The sequence below is a fragment of the Acidisarcina polymorpha genome, assembly GCF_003330725.1.
GTDB classification, from domain to species: domain Bacteria; phylum Acidobacteriota; class Terriglobia; order Terriglobales; family Acidobacteriaceae; genus Acidisarcina; species Acidisarcina polymorpha.
Genome location: NZ_CP030840.1, coordinates 4,177,913 through 4,199,755, shown reverse-complemented (window position 1 = coordinate 4,199,755; position 21,843 = coordinate 4,177,913). Strand labels below are relative to the sequence as shown.

Sequence of the window (21,843 nt, the reverse complement as noted above, 5' to 3'; positions counted from 1 at the left end):
AGCGGTTTAACTCAAGTTTCGTTGTGGATCCGCATTTTTGGGATAAGGATTGTCAATGCAGGGAGTCTCTGGCGCGAGAAACGGCTTGCTTCTAAGGATAGAGCAAAATCTCACACTCTCAGCATCGGACGTACCCAATAAATAAGAGGCTTACGCTGTAGCCAGGGAGGCGGCAACAGCAGGGTATACGGGTCGCCGTTGCGGAGCAACGGTGATCAACTCCCAGGCGCTGCGGTCGCGTAACAAACGCGAGACGAGAGTAGTGTGCATCGCGTGCCCGGCACGTTCGGCGACCACGCGGCCCAGAATGTGATGGCCCGCCAGCGCCAAATCTCCTATCAGGTCAAGGACCTTATGGCGAACGAACTCATCGCCGAAGCGAAGTGGGCCATTTTGTATGCCATCGCTGCTCAGTACGATCGCATTCTGTTCACAGACGCCGCGGATCAATCCCATATCGCGAAGTCTCTGTTCATCTTCGCGGAAGCCGAATGTTCGCGCCGGGGCGATCTGACTCCCATAGGCGCCCTGGGTCAGATCTAGCTCAAATCCCGATCTACCAATGGGCCGGGGAAAATCAATGTCATACGAGATGCTGTAACCTTCCCCGGGATAAACAGCGATGAACTTGTCGTTCTCGCGAACTTCTACCGGCTTCAGGATGCGCAGGTATTCACGTCGGCGGCGTTGGATCTTAATGCCAGCTTGGCGCAACGCCTCGACATAGGGCAGAGCGCTGCCATCCAAAATAGGAAGTTCCAGGTTATCGAGTTCGATAATAACGTTATCGATGCCCATACCAATCAGCGCCGACAGAAGATGCTCAGTGGTGGATATAAGGACCCCTTTGCGCATCAGACTGGTGGCGTAACTGACCTTCGCGACATTGCGGCCGGTTGCCCCGATTTCAAAGTTATCGAGATCGGTGCGCCGGAAGATGATTCCCGAGCCGGCCGTGGCCGGGAGTAACCGCATGTGTACAGGGGCGCCGCTATGAAGACCGATTCCTGTAAATTCTATTGGCGCGGCGAGGGTGTGTTCCAGGTGGGCAGCGTCGCTCAAACAAATATCCTGGCCCTAAAAATGGGCATACCGTCATAGACTACTGAATAAGATTGAAAGTTGCAGTGTGTCTATTTCGACACATCATGATCGCATATGAGGGAATCGTGCTTCGGCATAAGGAACACATGAAGCAGGAGATAAAAAGCCGGATCGACAATCAGTCCCTCCAGGTTATCGCGAACTCAGCACGCCGCGGAGAATCCGGCATGCTCGACCTGTTGCGGCGGCTTGTTGAGCAGGAGTCACCCTCCAACGACAAGGCCTCTGTGGATCGATGCATGCAGATCGCAGCGCTCGCTTGCCAGGCGCTCGACGGGAGCGTCAAATGGCACCGGCAGCGGCACTTCGCGAACCTGCTGGAAGCTCGTTTTGGCTTCGGCAGCCAGACGCGAACCTTGAAACCGGTGCTTCTCCTCGGACATTTAGATACCGTCTGGCCCCTGGGCTGCTTACAAAGCATGCCATGTCGCCAAGCAGGTGGAAGGATTTACGGCCCCGGAGTTCTCGACATGAAGGCCGGGGTAGCCATGGCCTTATCGGCCCTGGCGATCCTGAGAGAGCACAATTTTTTCGCTCGACCCGTGATCCTGTTGTTGAACAGTGACGAAGAGGTAGGCAGTCCAGTCTCCCGATCCACCACCGAGAGCATCGCTGCCCGATGCGAAGCCGTATTTGTGTTGGAGCCTGCACAGGGGTTGGGCGGAGCGTACAAGACCTCACGCAAGGGCGTAGGGAGTTACATGGTTCGCGTCAACGGGGTAGCGGCGCATGCGGGGATCGATTTCGCCAGCGGTCATAGTGCGGTGGTCGAGTTGGCCCACCAGATAGCCCGAATCAGCGCCATTACGGATCCCGCCCGGGGGATAACGGTAAATCCCGGAGTGTGCGCAGGCGGGACGCAATCGAATGTCGTCGCCGCTGAAGCTTGGGCGGAGGTAGACTTTCGATTTATTAAGGCGTCCGACGCAAAAAAGATAGAACGGAAGTTTCTCCAGATGCGTCCAATCGATAAGAAATGCGGCCTCGTTGTTTCGGGCGGCGTTAACCGGCCGCCGATGGAGAGAACCAGGCGAGGCATTGAACTTTTTGCAAAAGCAGCAACATTGGCAGGCGAGTTGGGTTTCGAGCTGCATGAAGCAGCCACCGGCGGAGGCTCCGATGGGAATTTTACCTCCGCGATCGGTATCCCCACGCTGGATGGCATGGGGGCCGTGGGGGAGGGAGCGCACGCCAACCATGAATCGGTGCTGATCGAACATCTGGTTCCGAGAACTGCGTTATTGGCGGCGATGATCGCAACAGTGTGAGGGCGCGATGCTCAAGGCAGTAGAGTTTGGACTTCTGGCAGTCTCATTGCTTGTTATCCTTGGTTTGATCGTGGTTGGTCCTGGCGCTTACTCGCAGAGCGGTGAGGGTGGCGATTTGGAGATCGATTCCGACCCAAGGGCGATCAAGTCAACGAAGGCTTAAGGCCAGTGCTCAGTCAGCTTCGGCAACCGTAGCGACTAACGCGGCGGTCCGACGGTTCTCGCCTTCGATCATGTTTGACACCAGGGCGATCGGCAATCCCACGACATTGAAATAGCAGCCCCGAATGTGGGGAATCCAACGCGCGGCGTAACCTTGAATGGCGTAGCCTCCCGCCTTATCCATCGGTTCTCCGGTGGCTATGTACCGCGCGATATCGTCTTCAGATAGCGTCTGGAAAGCGACTGCGGTGGTCTCCACGGCAACTTCAGTGGCATGATCGGAGACCAGGCAGACGCCGGTCATCACCAGATGTGTGCGTCCCGAGAGCAGGCGCAGCATCCGCGCAGCGTCTGCTGCGCCGTGAGGCTTGCCCAGGATTTCCTCAGGGGTGACGACAATCGTATCGGCGCCAAGAACCAGCAGTTGATCTGGAACCCTCGAAGAAACAATCTGGTCAAAAACCGACTGGGCCTTTTCGCGAGCGAGCCGAACGGCGAAAGAAGCCGCATCTTCCTCGGCGCGTCGCACTTCGGCGATAGAGGAAGGAACGACTTGAAACTTGAAGCCAGCTTGAGTTAAGAGTTCTTTGCGGCGCGGAGAGGCAGAGGCAAGGACAAGCATCAAGTCAATTATTGCAAGCCGCGGTCATAATTCGCTCGCAGGACGTATTGCCAACGGGATTCAGGTCAGTTCTTCGCTGGAGATGCCGGTCCGCAGACCCCTCTCATTGCCGATGCCCCACGCCATGCGGGGGGTGTTGTGGGCAAGGCCGAAGCGCCCGTCCGGACCGAGCAGAATGATGCCCCCATGGCCCTGGAGCCGCTTGTTCAGGTAGGCAATCGCCTCATTTGCGGCGACTTCCGGGGCATTTCCGCGTTGCACGCGGTCAACCGCCCACTTTCCCAAGACCAGCTTCATGATGGGCTCGCCCCATCCGGTTAGTGAGACGGCCGCGCTGAGATTATCGGCGTAACATCCGCAGCCAATGAGGGACGAATCGCCGACCCGGCCCGGCGCTTTGTTCAAAGTGCCGCCGGTCGAGGTGCCAGCGGCCAGGTTCCCTCGGCTATCCAGAGCCACGGCGCCGACGGTGTCGTGAGAATCGAATCCTGGACGATTGGAGCCAGAGGGATCCACCGCCGTTTCTGGAGACTTGTCGTCGCCGGCGAAGGTGAGGTCGGGCAGACCGGCACGAGCGTTCGCCTGGGCTTCGGCGAGGCGGTTTCGCTCCCGTTCGAGAACGAGTTCGGCGTTGTCGATCAGCGCCATGCCGTGCTGCCGAGCGAAGTCTTCTGCGCCGGAGCCTACAAAGTAGACGTGCGGGCTCTTGTCGAGGACCAGCCTTGCCGCCTGTATGGGATTGCGGAGGCGTTCAACACAAGCGACCCCGCCGGCGCGAAGATTGGAGCCGTCCATCAACAGAGCATCAAGCTGGACGCGGCCAGAGCTGGCAAGAAAGCTGCCTCGCCCCGCATCGAAGGTCTCATCATCTTCGAGGATGGTGACCGCGGCTTCAACCGCATCGACAGCCGAGGCGCCGTCCTGAAGCAGCGCATATCCGATGGCGAGCGCGTTCGAGACGCCATTGCGATGTGTGTCGAGCATGTCGTCGGGAATGGCCCAGGCTCCGCCGTGGACGATCAGGGTTGGGGTTCTTGGCATGAGTCCTATTTTAGGGCTGACCTGAAGAATCTCGCTTTTCTGCGGAGGCCCGGTCTCCGGGAGGAAAAAAATACTTGAGACCGGCTACATAGAACGCGGCCGTGAGAACTCCTACAACTGCGGCAAAGACTGTCGCTGAAATCGCACCAATACCGCCTAACGGGTCGCCTTGCCACACGGACCGGGCATCTGTTCCACGCGCCAGCGCGATAAAAGCCATGGCGAGAATAGTTACAGGACCAACGGCTACTCCTGCTAGAAGCAAGACCAGCTTTCGCGGCCCTTGGCCGTCACTCCAGAGGACGACGAGGGGCAGATAGACACACCATGCCGGAAAGGCCGACTTGAGCGTGACCCAGAAAAAAGGATTGACGGCGGCCTCTCCATTGACGAGTCCGCTAAAAGCAACGCTAAAAATCAACGCTGAGATGCATCACGAGCAAGCCCAGATCCCAATGCGACCAAGCATTCTCATCGCCGACTGTACCCAGGCAATTACCTGATCGCCTATCGAGATAAGAATGGCGCGAAAAGAAGCTAGGCTTGGGGAACGTTTGGCGAGGAGCTGAAGGCCGCCGCCCCGGCAGGCTGGGCATTCCGTGCCGGCGCGGGCACCGCCGCCCGAATCGGAGCGAGGTGCTTCGTCATTTGGTAGGTGAATTTAATGCGATGGATGACGGTGATGGTGGAAAGCACAGCGAGCACCCAGAGGACCGGGGCCATGACGCCCCATTTCGCGAAAAGTGCTCCGAGAATTACCAGGACAATCCGCTCCGGCCGCTCCATGAAGCCGACCTTACAGGATTTAATGAGCGCCTCAGCGCGAGCTCGCGTGTAGCTGACCATCAGCGAGGTGACCATGACGAAAGCCACCAGGACCACATAGAAAAAGCGATTGCCGCGCGCATAGAAGACCAACAGGCCAAAGAAGAGCGCGACGTCGCTATACCGATCGATGACGGAATCAAAGAAGGCGCCAAAGACGGTGACCTGGTCCGTCTGCCGGGCGACCCGGCCATCCACCATGTCGAAGATGCCGGCGCCGATGATGACCAGGGCAGCGAGCAAAAACATGCGAACGTAATTGTGTTCGTTAGCGAACCCGAAGAGGACAGCAGCGCCGGTATTGATCACCAATCCAATGAAGGTGAGGATGTTCGGCGAAATACGTGTAAGCGCCAGGCCGTCAACGATAGCCTGCAGGATGACTCCGCAACCACGCCCGAAAGCGCTGGTCCAGGTCATTTTGACTCCGACTGTACAGATCCGCGCATGCCGTCCGCCACCTGCATTAGACGCTATCGACCTCATCATGGATGGTGATGAGCTTGAGAATTTCCAATTCACGCTTGCCGTTCGGCGTGACCACGACCGCGATGTCTCCGACCTGTTTGCCAACCAATCCGCGGCCAATAGGCGACGTAGTCGAAATGAGACCCTTGTTGACATCAGACTCTTCGCTGGTCACCAGCTTGTATTCGATCTTCTCGTCCTTGGTCGTGTCGTAGACGGTCACTGTGGAGCCGAAAGCAATCCGATCGCGTGGGATGTTGGTCAGATTGACGAGTGCAAGCTCACCCATCCGGGTTTTGAGCTGTCCAAGACGGGCGTTGACGAAGACTTGGCGTTGTTTCGCCATGTGATACTCGGCATTTTCGCTGAGGTCGCCGAGTGCGGCAGCCTTCTTGATTTCCGCGGGTAGCTCATGCTGGAGCTCGTGTTCGAGCTGCTTGATCTCTTCCAATAATTTTTTCTTGATGTGTTCGGGCATCGAACGTCCATTGCGGTCCATATTCGTGCGGACCGTTCTCTAAGGGCTGGGGAGTGATTTCACTCCAAACCTCGATTATACAGGGAAGCGCAAGCTTTCTAGTCGATGAGGATGGCTTGACTGAGTCGCAAATGGAAGCTTATCTTCAGACCCGGCTGGAAGGATTCCTAGTGTCCTCGGCCAAATGCTTTCCAAGGCATCCAAATAGAGATCAAATTATGAGCCTACTTCGCAGTTTCCAGGTCGGTGACAAAGTTGTCTATCCTAATCACGGGATAGGTGTAGTGGATCAGATTGCAACCAGAACCGATGGATTTCAGGTTCAGCGTTTTTACATGCTGACCATCAAATCAAGCAGTTTGAAGGTCATGGTTCCTTGCACCAATGCCAATAGCGTGGGCTTGCGGAGCGTTGTCCATCAGGAAGAAGTCGACCGCATTTTCTCATTTCTCGGGGACGACAACTGCACCAGCAATGCCGACTGGAAAGAGCGCTACCGGGAGCATTGCGAAAAAATGAAGGCCGGCTCGTTGATGGAAGTCGCCGAAGTGATGAAGAGCCTGCTGGTCCTCAACCAAAGGAAGACACCTGGCTACCGCGAACAAAAGATGCTGGAGCGTGCGCGTTATCTGCTGGTGAATGAGATTGCCCAGGCGACCGGAGCTAATGAGACGGTGGTCGACGAAAAATTGCTGCTGGCCCTCAGTGAGGCCGGCTTGAAGTTCCCGGACATCGTCGGCGAAGCTTGATTGGATTGGAGAGATTAGGACGCTTCGTTGTGCTGCTCGGCGCGAATCGCTCGAGCATCGAGAAAAGCCTGCAAAATAAGCACCGCCGCGACCTGATCCACAACCTTCTTGTGTTGCGAACCGGCCACCCCCGAGGCATGCAGATGGCGATGCGCCTCGGTGGTGGTAAGGCGTTCATCCCATAGGTGGACTGGCAACCCGGTCTCCTCCCTCAGCATTTCCGCAAACGCCTGGGCTTTGGTAGCCTGGGGGCTCAAATCCCCGGACATATAAAGCGGATTCCCAACCACAATCTCCGTACATTCATGCTTACGGAGGATCCGCAGAAGCGAACGCAAGTCCTGGCGGCGGTTGGATCTCACCAGGGTCATGAGCGGCTGCGCCGTCATACCGACGGAAATTGCTACGCCCACACGGCGATCGCCCACGTCCAAGCCCAGGAGGCTTTCAAGCGCAGGGCGCTGCTCGTCGATTGAATTCACCTCCCTATTCTAGGGCGTCTGCGAATGCTCGAAGCAAGCAGCCCTTCACTGCTGAAAACCGGGAGTCTCGGCAAACTGCCGGCCAATGAGCATAAAATCAGAGAGTAACCGCTTCGAAAATCAGATCTTCGAATCAAATCCATAGGAATCACTCTTCTCGTGCGACGCATATTTCTGTTGCTGGTCCTTCTCGGGATGCTGGCCACCGCTTTTCTGCTTTTCTCCCCGTATGGTCCGCATCGCGAGACCTTTGTGGAGATCGCGCCCGGCACGTCTTCCCGGCAGATCGCGAGAGCGCTCGAGCAGCAAGGGATCGTCCGCAGCCGATATGGATTTGATGTCTGGCGATTGTGGATGGAAGTGGCTCATGGCGGCACGCTGAAGGCCGGAGAGTATCGCTTCGACCACCCGGCGCGCATCTCCGAGGTATACGACCGGATCCGCCGCGGGGACGTGTACACCATTGCCCTCACGATCCCTGAAGGCTCCAACCTCTTCGACATCGCCGCACGGGTCGAAGCAGCCCAACTAGGATTCAAAGAAGCTTTCGAGCAAGCGGCCAGGAAAAATATCGCCCTCGTCGCCGATCTCGATCCCCACGCAACTTCTCTCGAAGGGTATTTATTTCCGGATACGTATCACTTTGGCCGACAGACGACCGCAGCCGTGATGGTGGCAGCGATGGTCAAGCGGTTCCGCTCCGCCGCAGCGTCTCTGGGACTGGAGGGGAATGTGCATCGAGTAGTGACTCTAGCTTCTCTGGTCGAACGCGAAACGCCGATCGCTGAGGAGCGCCCGCTGGTGGCAAGTGTTTTCATCAACCGCCTTGATAAGAACATGCCGCTGATGACCGACCCTTCTGTCATTTATGCAGCGCTCCTCGAGGGCCGCTATCGAGGAACGATCTACCAGTCGGACCTGAATGCCGATTCTCCGTATAACACCTACCGGCGAGCAGGGTTGCCTCCTGGGCCGATCTGCAATCCGGGCGTCACCTCTCTGATGGCCGCGATCAACCCCGCCAAAACGAACTACCTCTATTTCGTCGCGGCAAGCGCGGATCCCTCGGGCCATTCTCGATTTGCGGCTACTCTCGAAGAACATCAGCGCAATGTCGAGGCATATCGGCGTGCGCAGCACGAAGCTGGTTCGCGGTGAAGGACTTCTTCAATCGTTCGTGCCAAAAGGGTCGCAGGAGCGTTCCTCTGGAAGAGCCGGGGCGGAGAGCGGCTATACTTTCCATGCCGGGTCGGGATGAAGGCAATGGTGGAATGGCTGAGCAAGAGAGACTACTTCTCCCGGATTCCGAGCGAGCGCGGAGAAGGCTGCGAATACGCCTGGAGCGATGGGCAGGACTATTTGTACTGCCATGCCTGATCGGGCTGAATGGCTGTCTTTCGCATACGCGCAAGCTCCAAGCCGTCAAGGCCCCGTCCGTGGTGCTGACCGCCGATGCCTCGCAACTGGCCGCCGGCGTCAGTAAGGCCTACGACGCCGTGCAATCCCTGAGCGCCACCGTCGATCTTCAGGCGTCCGTGGGCGGGACCCACAAGGGTGCGATCACCAACTACACCTCGTTGCGCGCTTATGTGCTCATGCGCAAGCCGCAGATGTTGCGAGTGCTTGGTCTTCTGCCTGTATTGCGTACCCAGGCTTTCAACTTGGCCAGCAACGGAGACACCTTCAAACTCCTGATCCCACCCCAGAACAAGGCCATAGAAGGCAAAAACTCGGTCACTACGAAGGAGTCGAATCCGCTGCTCAACTTGAGACCGGCCTTATTTTTCAATTCCATGCTGATTCCCGGCATAGGGCCGGAGGACGACTTCATCCTGACGACCGACAACAATGTCAGCCAAGATCCGAAGACCAAGAGGTGGACCGAAGAGCGCGATTACCTGCTATCGATTGTGCAACCAAAGGGAGCAGGCAAAGGCGCGGCACCAAGCCACGAGTTGATCCCAAAACGAGTGATCCGTTTCAATCGCGAGAACCTGCAGCCGATCGAACAGGACACCTACGACGAGAACGGGAACATTGAGACCCAAACCCTCTACGGACCGCTACAGACTTTTGGCGCCGTGAAGTTTCCAGGCACGGTCACCATCAAGCGGCCGCTCGAGGAGTACCAGATCATGCTGACCGTGCAAAAGCTAATCCTCAACCAGCCCTTACCTGATAGCCAGTTCGAGCTAGAGATCCCCGAAGGGGTCAAGATCCAACAACTGCAATAGGCAGTGTTGCGGGGATGCCTTCCCTGCGAAAATCGATAACCTCTACATTCTGAAACGAAGAGCCAACTGCATTTTGCGTGGATCCCGTGCCCGCGTGACCTGCCCAAAGAGTCCGCCATCGCCAATCTGCCCGTCCGGATTTAAAAATTGGGTGTGATTGAAAACGTTGAAGGTTTGAAAGGTAAACTCCAGGCTCTTGTTCTCGCCAATCTGCGTCACTTTCTGGAGCGCAAGATCGGTGTTATCGATGCCCGGGCCACAGCATTGGCTGCGGGAGGCGGAGCCGAGACTGCCCAGCGCAGGCACCGCGAAGATGTTCGGGTTGAAGTAATATCCGTTGTTCTTCCTGGGGTCCTGATGAGTGAAGGGGGCCACGATGTCCGGCTTCCCAGGATTCTCAAAGTCGCCGCTTCCCTGAAGTTCTTGATCGAGATTCGACTGCATCCGGATGGGGAAGCCGTCCTGGAAGGCGATGATCGCCGAGAGGGTCCATCCGTCGGCGACCACTCCAAGGGCTCCGCTGTATTTACGGAAGGGCAAGTCCCAGACGCCGCTGAAGACAAAGCGATTGGTCGCGCCGTAGAGCGACAAGGCGCGGCTCCGGCTGAAATCAGTGGGATCAAGGCTCTGCTCAAAGCTCGACGCGTTGTCGATCGACTTGCTCCAGGTATACGCGCCCAGGAATTGAACGCCATTCGAGAAGCGCTTTTCTATCGAAGCCTGCAGAGAGTTGTAGTTGGAGTTGGCGACGACATCCTGCGCGAAGATGCTCGAAAACACCGGGACGCCGTCGGCTGGGCAGTTCGTGCCACTCACCGGATCGCAATACGGGGAGGAATATTGCCGCAGTCCAACCAGATTGATGGGTCCCGTAAGAGCCGTCCCACCCTGAATGAAGGGCGTTGAACCATAAGGAAGGTGCAGTCCCTGGGGTGCAATGGTCTCGCCCGCTGGAATCACATAGGCGCTATCTTCTGAATACGGGCCACAATTGTAGCTCGGGTCCCCGTTGTAAGCAGAGGTCGCAATCAGATCGAGGCAAGTCTGTGTATTCCCATGGTTCAGATCGTAAGTTGCGAGCAGCCGGTGTCCTTGCGATCCAACATAGCCCAGGGTGAAGACCATGTTATTGGCAAATTGATGCTGGACTTGCAAGTTGTATTGCTCGGTATATTGCGTCCTCAAGTTAGGCTGAAGCTCGCCGTAGAGGATGATCGGGCGAAAGACCGACCAATCGACCGCCGAGCCTCGAGCCGGATTCAAAAATCCATTGAAAGCATTCGGCGAGACGACGCCACCCTGGCTCACGAACGGCGTTTGGAAGAGACCTTCGGAGATGGAGCTGCTGCCACCGAAAGGAGGCTCTCCTTGGAACTGCTCCAGCACCAACTGCTCTAACGGGTTATAGAACAGCCCAAATCCCCCCCGAATCACAAGCTTGTTATTGAAGCGCTGTGGGCTCCATGCAAGACCGATGCGTGGTGCGAAGGCCTTGTAATAAGTCGCCGTCAGGCCCTTGGGAACGCCCTTGTCCCCAGGAATCACTAGCCCAAGGGGAAAGTAAGCTTCGTTGGCGCTTCCCGGGCCGCAATCGGAACTTCCGTTCCCGATCGCCGCTGTATTCGCGGCGTTGAGCTGGCAAGGAAATATTTGGGTGGCTTGGCCGGGACGAAATGTCTGCACCCTTTGCGAGGCATCAGCCAGCGGTTCGTTCAGCTCCCAGCGCAGACCGTAGTTGAGCGTCACATTCGGCCTGACCTTATAGCTGTCCTGGGCGAAGAGATAGAGTGCGTTGGCGCGGATATTCTCCGTCTGCGGCGATCCTTGCGAATACTGGTCAGGGAGCCCGAGCAGGTAGTTGGGGAAGAGAGTGCCGGCCCCGGTCGCGTCGGTGGCTGCGAGATCATTCGGGCCGCCTCCGCTGTAGGAGTAGTATCCGTTGACGTTGTAATAGAGCGTCTGATCGAAGTGCTGGATGCGGAAATCGCCTCCGAACTTCAAGCTGTGCTGACCGATGACCTTCGAAAAGTTATCGGTCAACGAGTAAGTATTTCCCACCTGTGGCAGCGATCCTTCGTAGTCGTTGCCGATGGTGAAGCCGCCGCTGATGTTGATGTTCGGCACCCCTTGCCGGCTTGCGGGGAGACCGGGAGTAATGCCCAATTTTGTGTTGTTCGCGATCGGGTTCCCGTTGTCGTCGATCAGCGGAGTATCGGTATTGCCGTTGAAGCAAAAGTTGGCCGCTACACCGGTACAGGAATCGGTCACCAGCCCGTTCCGTTGGAAGGCAAGGAAGGTAAGTTGGCCCTCCCGATAATAAGTGATACGGGCTTCGTTCTGGGTGGTCGCGCTGAGTGTCCAGGTATCGGCGAGATTGATCTGCTGATTGCGGCTGGCGTTGTTGCTGCCGAAGCCGGGAAGCAAGTTTGGGGTCACCGCCTGGAAGCGGGTGAAGGGGTTTTCGTCGAAGGCGTCATCGACATAGTAATAGCCGGTGAAAGAGTTGTGTTCGTTGAAGGTATGGTCGAAACGAACGGTGCCCTGGTTTTCGCGGCTGTGCTGGTTTGGGGACGCTTGAAAGTAATAGCCGCCCACATTAGGAAGCGGCACGTTGTTAGCCAGCAGGTTGGCCGCGACGGGATCGAAACAGGCAGTCGGAATTGAGGTGGGAAAGATGCTTGCCCAGGCAGTTCCTGGCGTCGGCGCAAGACCTCCGGCGCCGGCGATCGCGGCAGCGCAGCCAGGCCGGTTCTGCAGGATGTTGGCCACCGTCAAGTCGGACAAAGTGCCGGCGAGGGCGCCAAATTGCCCGGTACGTTCAGCCGCTGTCGGCACACGCGTTTTGTCTCCCGCGATTCCCTGCACTAATTGTTTTCCGCTGTAGGAAAGAAAGAAGAAGGTCTTGTCCTTCTTGATCGGGCCGCCGACGGTGGCTCCATACTGATTCTGCGTATCGTCGGGCGTGGTCAGGTTGAAATAGCCTTTGGCGTCGAAAGCCTTGTTACGAACGTAGTCATAGATGCTGCCATGGAACTTGTTGGTTCCCGACTTAGTGACCACGTTGATGACGGCGCCAGAGTTGCGTCCGTACTCTGCATCGAAGGTGTTGGTGATGACCCGGAATTCCTCGACTGCATCCGGGGAAGGCTCGATGCCAGGCGAGTTGACGAATAAATCGTTGCCGTCACCGCCATTCACGCTGAAGTTATTCGACCGGCCGCGGCCGCCATTGACCGAGACCGCGCCAGCCTTATCGCTGCCGTAGAACAGGTCGGAGCCGCCGACACCCTGGACGCCGGGCTGCAGCTGCAGCAGTTGGTAAGTATCGCGCGAGTTCAGTGGCAGGTTCTGCACGGCGCGCTCATTGATCACGGCACCGAGCTGGGTGGTGGTGGTGTCGACCAGCGGCGCTTCCGCTGTCACCTCAACTGCTTGAGTATTCGCTCCGACTTGCAGCTTCACGTCATAACTAACGGTTGCATTGAGGTTGACCTGAATGCCATTTGCAACAAAGTCCTCAAAACCTTGTCCCTGCGCCTGGAGATGATAGGCGCCGACAGCGACCGACGGGAAGATGTAGTCGCCCACCTTGGAGGACACCGCCGAGATCGTCGTTCCGGAAGCGTCATTGGTAAGGGTAAGAGTCGCTCCTGGTACCACTGCTCCGGTGGGATCAAGAACACGGCCGAGCACGCGACCCCCGGTCGTCTGCGAGAAGGATTGTAGGGAGGCTACGGCGAGGAAGAGGAGGACAAGACCGGGTACAGGGTCGCGGAAAGAGACACGCCTGCGACAACCGCCTGAGGAATGTGGGGAAAATTGCATGCCTTGCAGCCTCCATCAAGATGAAGAGTCACTTAGAGAAAAAACACCATGCTGTCACTTTCCAGAGTGGAAAGGGCGGAACCGGTAAAGAGCATTTTGTGCCGGTAGACCTGCGTGCTGGTTATGATTCAGTTCACAGTAGTGAAAGTGGGATTTCATGTCAAGGTAAAGTTAGAGGTTGCATCGAGCAAGTCCGGCGGCAGTAAGTCATGTGCTCTGACCCCGGGTAGAAGACGTGGCCTGGCGATAAGGATTTTGAATTTGCCGCATGATTGTTACTGATCCGCGGGCTTGTGCCGGCACGAAGATTGATGAACGAGATGACGGTGAGCTAGATGATTGACAACAAGAAACTCTGGATCGCGTTAGCCGTGGCGGCTGACGTCCCTGAACTTGGACGGCTCTTCGACGCCTATCGAGTCTTTTATGAGGCGCAGTCTTCACCGGATATTTCGAAGGACTTTGTCGACGGGTTGATCAGCCAAGGCAACACCCGATTTTTCGTTGCGCGCCGAGCAGAAGAGACTGCGATGCTGGGCTTCGTCCATCTCATGCCCTCGATGAGCACGGTCGCCATGCGTCCAATGTGGGTGCTCGAGGACCTGTTCGTCGATCCGGCGGCGCGGGGCAGCGGAGTGGCCACGGCACTGATGAGCTACGCGGAATCCTTTGCGCGCGAGACCGGCGCCGAGCGTCTCATCCTCGCCACGGCCAACGATAACCACCGCGCCCAGTCCTTATACAAGCGTATGGGCTACATCCGCGACGAGCGCTTCTGGCATTACGACCGGATCCTCAAATGATTGAAGGACCATCTGAAGCAACGGCTGCATAGCAAGCTTGACCTAAGCGCTTCCACCGCCCTACTTTCACCCGGCCCAAACCCTGCTGGCCTGCATACCTGGCGGGCATTAGAATGAAGATATGCCGATTACCCGCGAACAAGCCCTCGACTACTTCCACTCCGACGATCTCATCGGCCTCGGCATGGAGGCTGACGCCGTTCGTCGCCGGCTCCACCCGGAGGGCGTGGTCTCGTACATCATCGATCGGAATATCAACTACACCAACTTCTGCACCGAATATTGCACTTTTTGCGCCTTCTATCGCCCGCTGAAGGGCAAGATGTCGGCTGAGGGCTACATCCTCGACTTCGAGACCATTTATGAAAAAGTCCGCGAGACTGTTGAGCTAGGCGGCACCGGCGTTCTGATGCAGGGCGGCCTTCATCCCGACCTGAAAATCGAATGGTTCGAGCGCCTGCTGAAAGGCATCAAGCAGCGCTTCCCGCAGATCTGGCTGCACTGCTTCTCGGCCTCAGAGATTCTTGCGATCGCCGAATACAGCGACCTGTCGGTTCGAGACACCATTATGCGGCTTCGCGATGCCGGTCTCGACTCCATCCCCGGCGGCGGCGCCGAGATCCTCGATGATGAAGTCCGCCACCGGATTGCTCGTCTCAAGTGCGGCACGGAGGACTGGCTGCTCGTCCACCGGACCGCCCACCAGCTGGGCATGAGGACGACGGCAACCATGATGTTCGGCGTTGGTGAGAGCTTCGAACATCGCGTCAACCACTTCGAACAGGTTCGCCGCCTGCAGGAAGAGACCGGGGGCTTCACCGCCTTCATTCCGTGGAGCTTTCAGCCCGGCAACACCGCGCTCGGCGGCCGCGGCTGGGAAGAGGCGACTTCGGTCGAATACCTCAAGGTGCTCGCCATCTCCCGTTTGTATTTAGACAACATCGAGAACGTCCAGTCCAGCTGGGTCACCCAGGGGCTGAAGGTGCTGCAGATGGGCCTCCGCTTCGGAGGCAATGATGTGGGTTCTGTGATGCTCGAAGAGAACGTCGTCAAGGCTGCGGGGACTTCGAACTGCACGACGGAAGAGGAACTGCGCCGGGTGATTCGCGATGCTGGGTTTAAACCGGTACAGCGGGACACTCTGTATCGAACGATGTTCTTGAATTGACGCGTTCCCATGGGAACGATCTCCATCGCGGAAGCCGTCGAGTGTCTTCACTAAGCGGTTTTTCTCAGCGGACGGTTCTTCATTCATGTCCCTGACTGACAGTGGTCGCGGTTGTTTGCGAGCACTATGGTGCGCGGAGAGTCGACGCTAGTGGTTGCGAGGTGCAGGCGCTCTAACTTTATACGAATTGCAAGCCGCTATCTGGTGGCTGGTCTTTCATCGGTATGTCACGCTGACTATCGGCAACGACGACCTTTTCTAAATTTGAAATTTCGACATCTCTCCTTTACGATTCATTCGGATTCGCGAGCGCATTCCGTAGCGGGCATTCAGGATCCTTATAGGCGCGGCAAATTCCGAAGGACCTGAATCCCGGTGGGGTATTATGGCTTCCGACAACGGTAGGGCTGGATGGCTGACCTTTTTTGGATCTATCTTGGTGGCAGTCATCACTCTCTTAGGTACGGTCTTTTCAGGGGCCGGTCAAGAATACCTTAAGCATCATCTTTTCCGCGAAAGCTCTTCATCTCCCACGCCCGACGGGGCGACGCCCCCGGGCCAGAAGCCGGAAGCACCTCGGGGCTCCGGAGATCGGCTCAAGAAACGGAAGAATGCGATTGTCACCAACGAGGCAAGCGTCGCTAGCGGGAGCACCTCAGCCAACAGCGGCAACTCAGTTGGACAAATCTCCGGGAGCGGCAATCAACTCAACCAGATTCAAGGAGCCGATAGCGTCGTCATCAACCCGCTTGGGCCAGCGCCAGCACATCCTGTCACCTCTGGAATGGGTCTAAAGTGGAACCAGGCAGACTTCTGCGATGCCGTTCGCAATGGTAATCTGCCTGCGATCCGGGAGTACTTGTCAGGCGGCACAAACCGCAAGGATCGCTTCAACCCCAATACGCGCTGCAACGGCAACATCTTCGTGCTTGGGCTTCCTATCTTTGAGGGTACTGCAGATTTCCCTGAGATCTTCAAGTTGTTCCAAAACACAGGAGAGCTAGACTTCGAAGCGCTCAATGATCGCCTCACGATGCCGAATTGCCCCAACCCAAGCACTCAGGCCTGCGAGCTACTTTGGCAGGCGGCGAGCCATAGCCGGCCTGCGGACCTCAGAGTTCTCCTTGATGCGGGTATCGATCCCACCAAGTATATAGAGGGTGCCCTACGAGATGCTCGCACTCCCCCTGATAGTGAGGCGATCTTCAAGGGGCCGCTCACCGGAAGAAATGTGGATACACCTGCTTGGCACGCGGAAATAGAGTTGCTTACCTTTAAACAAGCGGGATACAAAATACCTGCCATTTAGAGGTACATCGGCGACGCACTGCTTGGAATCGCCTTAGTTGTACGTTTTGGGTTCTGGGTTCACATAGCGAAGCCGTCTTTGCCTGTCGCGGCCATTGCGACTTCTTAGGTGCGGGAATGCCATCCAAAATGGTAGTTTCCTGATTTCGTCGTGGCAGGTGCTGTCTACGCGAGTCTTGATCATTGGCGGCAATGGCTTCATCGGCTCCCACCTTGTCCGGGAACTGCTTAGCGCTGGTCACCAGGTCGCTGTCTTCCACCGCTCCGGTGCGGATGCGGTTGATTCTGCTGTTTTCCAGATTCGCGGAGACAGAAATCGATTGCCGGACTACGAGAGAAGACTGCGTGAGTTTTCCCCGGAGGTAATCATCGACCTCATTCTCAGCTCCGGACGACCGGCCCAACAATTGATGAAGGTTGGGCGCGAACTCGCGTGCCGGGTTGTGGCCATCAGCAGCATGGATGTCTACCGCCCCTGGGGCCTCGTACACGGATCGGAACCGGGGCCGCTGGAGCCGATGCCGATCACAGAAGAGTCTCCGCTGCGCACCGTGCGCGAGTTCTACCCAGCTGCAACGTTGAAGAGGATGCAAAGCATCTTCAGTTGGCTCGACGACGAGTACGACAAGATCGCTGTCGAAGAAGCAATCCTGAATGACCGGGCGATGCCGGGAAGTGTGGTGCGGCTGCCCATGGTCTACGGACCGGGCGATCCGCTCCATCGATTCTTCCCGCTGCTGAAGCGGATCGCCGACAAGCGTCCGGCAATCCTTCTTGCCGACGATCTGGCGGCATGGAGGGGGCCTCGAGGGTACGTCGAAAATGTAGCCCATGCGATTGCCGTCGTCGCGACATCCGAACAGGGCACGCGCAGAGTTTATAACGTTTGCGACGAGCCGACCGTCTCGGAAGTGGCCTGGCTGAAGCAAATATCCAGCCAGACAAATTGTCCGGCAAGTTCGTGTTGCTGCCCAGAGAGAAGACACCCACGCATCTTTTGCAACCCGGCAACTCCGCCCAACATGTTGTTGTCAGCTCCGAGCGCATTCGAACTGAGTTGGGCTTCGAGGAACCGGTCCGCCTCGAAGAGGCTATTCGGCGCACCATCAGTTGGGAACAGCAGAACCCGCCGAATTCTCTCCAGGAAGAGCAGTTCGACTATGCTGCCGAGGATGCAGCTTTGGCTGGTGCGGCTTCCATCTAGCTTTGGCTGGCGCTTCTTCCATCGGTTCCTGTACTTTTAGAGGCGGGCCGCGACGATAGCGACAGGAGCGCAGCGATGACCGAGTGGAAGGCGTCTGACTATGCGCGGATCTCGGCGCTGCAGCACGCTATGGCGGAAGAAGCTTTATCCCTGATCGAGCTTAACGGCGCTGAGCAGGTACTGGATGTCGGTTGCGGGAACGGCAAGACCACGAGCGAGATCGCGGCAAGGGTTCCGCGTCGCCGGGTAGTCGGCGTGGACTTCTCCGCCGACATGATCGCTTTTGCGAATGCTCATCATGATGCAGGGCTCCTCCCCAACCTCACATTCTCGGTTGCAGATGCCCGGCACTTGCCATTCAGTGAAGAGTTCGACCTCGTCGTCTCCTTCAACGCGCTGCACTGGATCCCAAACCAGATCCAGGCACTGAAATCGATTCACAAGGTCCTCCGAGCAAAGGGCCGTGCCCAATTGCGCCTGGTTCCTAAAGGAGAGCGGAAGAGCCTCGAAGATGTGATCGAAGAGACACGTCTTTCGCCAAGATGGATGGAACACTTCAAGACCTTCCATGATCCGTATTTGCATCTCACGCCCGGACAATACGCGGAGCTAGCCGAACAAAGTGGCTTCGAAATTCGCCGCCTGCAAACCGTGGCCAAGGCATGGGACTTTGAATCGCGTGCCGCCTTTCTCGCTTTTGGCTCAGTCACCTTTGTTGAGTGGACGCAACACCTGCCGGAAGATGATCGCCAGGCCTTCGTTGAGGACGTCCTCGACCGCTATCGACAAGTGGCTGCCGATGAACCCGGCCAGGAAAACTACTTCCGGTTCTATCAGATGGATATCCTGCTCGCCCGTTGAGAAGGCCGCTCGGGTCAGGAGGCCCGGGAAGCGGGTTGACGCCCTTCTCTTCATCGTGAACTGGGCGGTTCGGGCATCTCATGCGATGCAGATGTCCCTTACAATCATCTTTGACCCTGGAGTGGAGGCACGAACCTGTTTCATTTGGCGCCATCGGTTTTTGGCATGATACCGTCCATGTTCGCGCACGCCAATAGCGGCCTCGCCCTCTGGTTAGCGGGTCAGCACGGCCTTCAGCATTATCTTCATACCCACTACGGCGACAAGACTTTTGAACACCTCTACCGCTGGAACAGCTTCGATACCCTGCTGTTGGTACCATATTTCACGGTGATGATCGTCCTCGCCTTCTATGGGATTCACCGCTATCAACTCGTCTACCTCTACTACAAGCACAAGAAGAACGCCGCTAAAGAGCCTACCTCTCGCTTTACGGAGCTGCCGTTCGTTACCGTGCAGCTTCCTATTTTCAATGAGCAATTCGTCATCGACCGGCTTATCGATGCCTGTTGCAAGATCGACTACCCGACTGACCGGCTTGAAATTCAGGTGCTCGACGATTCAACGGATGAGACCGTGAAGGTCGCTAGCGAGATCGTGGAGCGCTACCGCGCGCTTGGCCATCCTATCGTCTATCTGCATCGCAGTAACCGCTACGGCTACAAGGCCGGCGCCCTCGATGTGGGCCTGAAGAGCGCCAAGGGTGAGTTCGTGGCTATCTTCGACGCCGATTTTGTGCCGCCGGCTGACTGGCTCATGAGAGTCATTCACCACTTCGCCGAGCCGAAGATAGGGATGGTGCAGACGCGTTGGACTCATCTTAACCGCGACTACAGCATCTTGACGCAAATCGAAGGCATTCTGCTGGATGGGCATTTCGTGCTCGAACACGGCGGACGCTCCCGTGCCGGCGTGTTCTTCAACTTCAATGGGACCGCCGGCATGTGGCGCCGCAAGGCCATCGATCAAGCGGGAGGATGGCAGCATGATACCCTCACCGAGGACACTGACCTTAGCTACCGCGCGCAGATCGCAGGTTGGAAGTTCAAGTATCTGCAGGACGTGGAATGCCCCGCTGAATTACCGATCGAGATGACTGCCTTCAAAACGCAGCAAGCACGCTGGGCGAAGGGCCTCATCCAAACTTCGAAGAAGATCCTTCCCAAAGTCTGGGCCAGCGACCAACCGTGGCGTACCAAGCTTGAGGCCTTCTACCACCTGACAGCCAACTTGAGCTATCCCCTGATGGTGGTCTTGTCAGTACTGCTGATGCCGGCGATGATCATTCGCTTCTATCAGGGATGGTTCCAAATGTTGATCATCGACGTCCCGCTTTTCATGGCTTCCACGCTTTCGATCTCCTCCTTCTATCTTGTCTCGCAGAAAGAGCTTTATCCCAAGACATGGCTCAAGACGTTCCTCTTTCTCCCTTTTCTCATGTCGCTTGGAATTGGCCTCACGGTGACGAATACGAAGGCTGTGCTCGAGGCGCTCTTTGGGATCAAGAGCTCGTTCAAACGCACTCCAAAATACCGGGTGGAGAAGAAAGGGGAGCGGTCGCAAGCATCGAAGTATCGCAAGCGCCTGGGCATTGTTCCGTGGATCGAATTGCTCATCGGCTGCTACTTCGCCGCGACGATCCGCTACACGCTCGCAAACGAGAACTACTTCACCGTTCCGTTCCTGCTGCTCTTTGTCCTCGGCTACTGGTACACCAGCTTAATGTCCCTGTTCCAGGGCAGATTCGAGCGGTTCCGCCTGGGTGGCGGAGCAAATACGGATGAGTCCTCGCCAAAGCCGTTCCCGGTCGGTGTTTAACGATCTGATCGTAAGTCAAGGGCGCGAAACCTTGCAGAGAGGGAATCCCATGCGTCATATCTACTTCTGGGTATTTCTCCTGGCGACAGGCTTGAATGCAGCGACTGGCAGCGCCCTCGATCGCCAGCCAGCGGCCATCTACCACGCTCGCCGTGAGGCTCTCGCCGAAAAGCTTGAGGGCGGCGTCGCTATCCTCTTTGCCGCTAACGAACCGGCACTTGAGTACCAGCAATATCGTCAGGACGAAGATTTCTACTATCTCACCGGATGGAACGAACCGGGCGCGGCGTTGCTGATCGAGTCCCCTGTCGCGGCGCATGATCGGGCGAGCGCACGAGGCTATCGCGAGGTCATGCTCCTGCCCATCCGCAATCTTCGAATGGAAAGATATACAGGTGTCAAACTCGATGCAGCCTCCGCAGGAGCTGCCAATAGAATCGGGATCGATGAGGTTAGATCGATGGCAGACCTGCCCGGAATTCTTATCGAAGATCTTGGGAAGGATCCTCGCGCTCTCTCCGGAATCTGGAGCCAGACGGATGTGCCGCAGGCGAAGCCGGCGCTCGCCTGGGCGGCAGTGACACTTGGCGCTGCCGACGCACCAGCTTTTCTAGACGTACGCCGACCGGTGGCCGAACTACGTGCGTCGAAGGATAACGGCGAGCTCGAGCTTGTACGCAAAGCCACGGATGCGTCTATTCAGGCGCAGCTCGCGATGATCCATGCGGTGAAACCCGGAGCGTCGGAGCGGGCCATCACCGGTCTTTTGATTCAGAAGATGCTCGGTGGTGGATGTGAACGGCCGTCCTATCCGCCGATTGTCGCCTCGGGATCGAATTCGACGGTGCTCCATTACTCGGCCAGCGAGAACATCCTGAAGTCGGGGGATGTAGTGGTGGTTGACGCCGCCGGGGAGTTCTCAATGTACGCCTCCGACATCACCAGAACGGTTCCGGTTGGCGGTCGCTTCACTGACCGTCAGCGGGAGATCTATAACATTGTGCTCGGTGCACAACGCGCCGCCGAGGCTGCCTTCGTCGCTGGTAAGTCGCGGGAAAATGATCCTCTACATAAGTACGCCGATTCTTTGGATACGATCGCCTGGAAGTACATGAATGAACATGGCAAAGACCTGCACGGCGAACCGCTGGGGAAGTATTTCATCCATGGGATCGGTCACCTGGTCGGCATCGACGTTCATGATCCCTTCGATTACACAAAGCCGCTCGGGCAGAAAATGATATTCACCATCGAGCCTGGGATATATATTCCCGAAGAGAAGATCGGCATCCGCATCGAGGATATTTACTACGCAGACGACCAGGGGAAGCTCATTCAACTTACTCAGAAATTGCCGCACACTGCGGATGAAATCGAGGCGGAGATGAAGAGTGGATCACCGGGCGCGCCGGCAAGCGAGTAG

Annotated in this window: 20 protein-coding genes; 12 read left to right on the top strand and 8 right to left on the bottom strand. The window is 57.1% G+C overall.

Features of this window, described 5'->3' with window-relative positions; genetic code table 11:
* Positions 1-150: 150 nt before the first annotated feature.
* A complete protein-coding gene (lpxC, locus tag ACPOL_RS17835) occupies positions 151-1,062 on the bottom strand; it encodes a UDP-3-O-acyl-N-acetylglucosamine deacetylase (protein ID WP_114208256.1) in 912 nt (303 codons plus the stop codon).
* 128 nt (positions 1,063-1,190) lie between these two features.
* Between lpxC and ACPOL_RS17830 the strand changes: the two genes are divergently transcribed.
* Positions 1,191-2,372, top strand: a complete 1,182-nt coding sequence (locus tag ACPOL_RS17830; RefSeq protein WP_236656855.1) for a M20 family metallopeptidase — start codon at positions 1,191-1,193, stop codon at positions 2,370-2,372.
* Between the two features lie 7 nt (positions 2,373-2,379).
* Positions 2,380-2,535, top strand: a complete 156-nt coding sequence (locus ACPOL_RS33630) for a hypothetical protein (RefSeq protein WP_161557424.1) — start codon at positions 2,380-2,382, stop codon at positions 2,533-2,535.
* 9 nt (positions 2,536-2,544) lie between these two features.
* Here ACPOL_RS33630 and ACPOL_RS17825 read toward each other — a convergent pair whose 3' ends face one another.
* The 5 genes from ACPOL_RS17825 to ACPOL_RS17805 all read right to left on the bottom strand — a co-directional run bounded on the left by ACPOL_RS17825 (position 2,545) and on the right by ACPOL_RS17805 (position 5,968).
* The gene (locus ACPOL_RS17825) at positions 2,545-3,156 is read right to left on the bottom strand and encodes a Maf family protein (RefSeq protein ID WP_114208255.1); all 612 of its coding nucleotides are present in this window, start codon (positions 3,154-3,156) and stop codon (positions 2,545-2,547) included.
* Positions 3,157-3,216: 60 nt separating this feature from the next.
* The gene (locus ACPOL_RS17820; protein ID WP_114208254.1) at positions 3,217-4,197 is read right to left on the bottom strand and encodes an isoaspartyl peptidase/L-asparaginase; all 981 of its coding nucleotides are present in this window, start codon (positions 4,195-4,197) and stop codon (positions 3,217-3,219) included.
* A 10-nt stretch (positions 4,198-4,207) separates the two neighbouring features.
* On the bottom strand, positions 4,208-4,618 hold the full coding sequence (locus tag ACPOL_RS17815; RefSeq protein WP_114208253.1) for a hypothetical protein: 411 nt from the start codon (positions 4,616-4,618) through the stop codon (positions 4,208-4,210).
* Between the two features lie 116 nt (positions 4,619-4,734).
* On the bottom strand, positions 4,735-5,442 hold the full coding sequence (locus tag ACPOL_RS17810; protein ID WP_114208252.1) for a CDP-alcohol phosphatidyltransferase family protein: 708 nt from the start codon (positions 5,440-5,442) through the stop codon (positions 4,735-4,737).
* 46 nt (positions 5,443-5,488) lie between these two features.
* On the bottom strand, positions 5,489-5,968 hold the full coding sequence (locus tag ACPOL_RS17805; protein ID WP_114210889.1) for a GreA/GreB family elongation factor: 480 nt from the start codon (positions 5,966-5,968) through the stop codon (positions 5,489-5,491).
* Between the two features lie 131 nt (positions 5,969-6,099).
* Here ACPOL_RS17805 and ACPOL_RS17800 point away from each other — a divergent pair, with 131 nt between their 5' ends.
* On the top strand, positions 6,100-6,717 hold the full coding sequence (locus ACPOL_RS17800; protein WP_236656854.1) for a CarD family transcriptional regulator: 618 nt from the start codon (positions 6,100-6,102) through the stop codon (positions 6,715-6,717).
* A gap of 14 nt (positions 6,718-6,731) precedes the next feature.
* Here ACPOL_RS17800 and ruvX read toward each other — a convergent pair whose 3' ends face one another.
* The gene (ruvX, locus tag ACPOL_RS17795) at positions 6,732-7,199 is read right to left on the bottom strand and encodes a Holliday junction resolvase RuvX (protein WP_236656853.1); all 468 of its coding nucleotides are present in this window, start codon (positions 7,197-7,199) and stop codon (positions 6,732-6,734) included.
* 159 nt (positions 7,200-7,358) lie between these two features.
* Between ruvX and mltG the strand changes: the two genes are divergently transcribed.
* Complete coding sequence (mltG, locus tag ACPOL_RS17790) at positions 7,359-8,357, top strand: endolytic transglycosylase MltG (protein WP_114208250.1); 999 nt, start codon at positions 7,359-7,361, stop codon at positions 8,355-8,357.
* Between the two features lie 113 nt (positions 8,358-8,470).
* On the top strand, positions 8,471-9,433 hold the full coding sequence (locus tag ACPOL_RS17785) for a LolA-like protein (protein ID WP_150133053.1): 963 nt from the start codon (positions 8,471-8,473) through the stop codon (positions 9,431-9,433).
* A 42-nt stretch (positions 9,434-9,475) separates the two neighbouring features.
* Here the strand turns inward: ACPOL_RS17785 and ACPOL_RS17780 are convergent, their stop codons facing one another.
* Complete coding sequence (locus tag ACPOL_RS17780; protein WP_114208248.1) at positions 9,476-13,258, bottom strand: TonB-dependent receptor; 3,783 nt, start codon at positions 13,256-13,258, stop codon at positions 9,476-9,478.
* Positions 13,259-13,593: 335 nt separating this feature from the next.
* On the opposite strand from ACPOL_RS17780, the gene ACPOL_RS17775 reads away from it, so the two are divergent.
* From ACPOL_RS17775 to ACPOL_RS17745, 7 genes are all read left to right on the top strand, one after another.
* The gene (locus ACPOL_RS17775; protein ID WP_114208247.1) at positions 13,594-14,061 is read left to right on the top strand and encodes a GNAT family N-acetyltransferase; all 468 of its coding nucleotides are present in this window, start codon (positions 13,594-13,596) and stop codon (positions 14,059-14,061) included.
* A gap of 121 nt (positions 14,062-14,182) precedes the next feature.
* A complete protein-coding gene (gene mqnC, locus ACPOL_RS17770) occupies positions 14,183-15,229 on the top strand; it encodes a cyclic dehypoxanthinyl futalosine synthase (RefSeq protein ID WP_114208246.1) in 1,047 nt (348 codons plus the stop codon).
* Between the two features lie 385 nt (positions 15,230-15,614).
* Complete coding sequence (locus ACPOL_RS17765) at positions 15,615-16,538, top strand: hypothetical protein (protein WP_114208245.1); 924 nt, start codon at positions 15,615-15,617, stop codon at positions 16,536-16,538.
* Between the two features lie 157 nt (positions 16,539-16,695).
* Positions 16,696-17,781, top strand: coding sequence for an NAD-dependent epimerase/dehydratase family protein (locus ACPOL_RS17760; protein WP_161557423.1), 1,086 nt, complete (start codon positions 16,696-16,698; stop codon positions 17,779-17,781).
* A 35-nt stretch (positions 17,782-17,816) separates the two neighbouring features.
* Positions 17,817-18,602: a class I SAM-dependent methyltransferase gene (locus ACPOL_RS17755; RefSeq protein WP_114208243.1), complete on the top strand. Its 786-nt coding sequence runs from the start codon at positions 17,817-17,819 to the stop codon at positions 18,600-18,602.
* Between the two features lie 177 nt (positions 18,603-18,779).
* Positions 18,780-20,420 (top strand): cellulose synthase family protein, encoded by a 1,641-nt coding sequence (locus tag ACPOL_RS17750; protein WP_114210887.1) that lies wholly within the window; start codon positions 18,780-18,782, stop codon positions 20,418-20,420.
* Positions 20,383-21,843 (top strand): aminopeptidase P family protein, encoded by a 1,461-nt coding sequence (locus ACPOL_RS17745; protein WP_236656852.1) that lies wholly within the window; start codon positions 20,383-20,385, stop codon positions 21,841-21,843. The genes ACPOL_RS17750 and ACPOL_RS17745 overlap by 38 nt, the downstream gene beginning before the upstream one ends.

Coding starts and splice junctions, on each gene's coding strand:
- ACPOL_RS17830 (WP_236656855.1), top strand. CDS start 1,191: ATGAAGCAGGAGATAAAAAGCCGGATCGACAATCAGTCCCTCCAGGTT.
- ACPOL_RS33630 (WP_161557424.1), top strand. CDS start 2,380: ATGCTCAAGGCAGTAGAGTTTGGACTTCTGGCAGTCTCATTGCTTGTT.
- ACPOL_RS17825 (WP_114208255.1), bottom strand. CDS start 3,156: ATGCTTGTCCTTGCCTCTGCCTCTCCGCGCCGCAAAGAACTCTTAACT.
- ACPOL_RS17820 (WP_114208254.1), bottom strand. CDS start 4,197: ATGCCAAGAACCCCAACCCTGATCGTCCACGGCGGAGCCTGGGCCATT.
- ACPOL_RS17810 (WP_114208252.1), bottom strand. CDS start 5,442: ATGACCTGGACCAGCGCTTTCGGGCGTGGTTGCGGAGTCATCCTGCAG.
- ACPOL_RS17805 (WP_114210889.1), bottom strand. CDS start 5,968: ATGCCCGAACACATCAAGAAAAAATTATTGGAAGAGATCAAGCAGCTC.
- ACPOL_RS17800 (WP_236656854.1), top strand. CDS start 6,100: ATGGAAGCTTATCTTCAGACCCGGCTGGAAGGATTCCTAGTGTCCTCG.
- ACPOL_RS17785 (WP_150133053.1), top strand. CDS start 8,471: ATGGCTGAGCAAGAGAGACTACTTCTCCCGGATTCCGAGCGAGCGCGG.
- ACPOL_RS17780 (WP_114208248.1), bottom strand. CDS start 13,258: ATGCAATTTTCCCCACATTCCTCAGGCGGTTGTCGCAGGCGTGTCTCT.
- ACPOL_RS17775 (WP_114208247.1), top strand. CDS start 13,594: ATGATTGACAACAAGAAACTCTGGATCGCGTTAGCCGTGGCGGCTGAC.
- mqnC (WP_114208246.1), top strand. CDS start 14,183: ATGCCGATTACCCGCGAACAAGCCCTCGACTACTTCCACTCCGACGAT.
- ACPOL_RS17765 (WP_114208245.1), top strand. CDS start 15,615: ATGGCTTCCGACAACGGTAGGGCTGGATGGCTGACCTTTTTTGGATCT.
- ACPOL_RS17755 (WP_114208243.1), top strand. CDS start 17,817: ATGACCGAGTGGAAGGCGTCTGACTATGCGCGGATCTCGGCGCTGCAG.
- ACPOL_RS17750 (WP_114210887.1), top strand. CDS start 18,780: ATGTTCGCGCACGCCAATAGCGGCCTCGCCCTCTGGTTAGCGGGTCAG.
- ACPOL_RS17745 (WP_236656852.1), top strand. CDS start 20,383: ATGAGTCCTCGCCAAAGCCGTTCCCGGTCGGTGTTTAACGATCTGATC.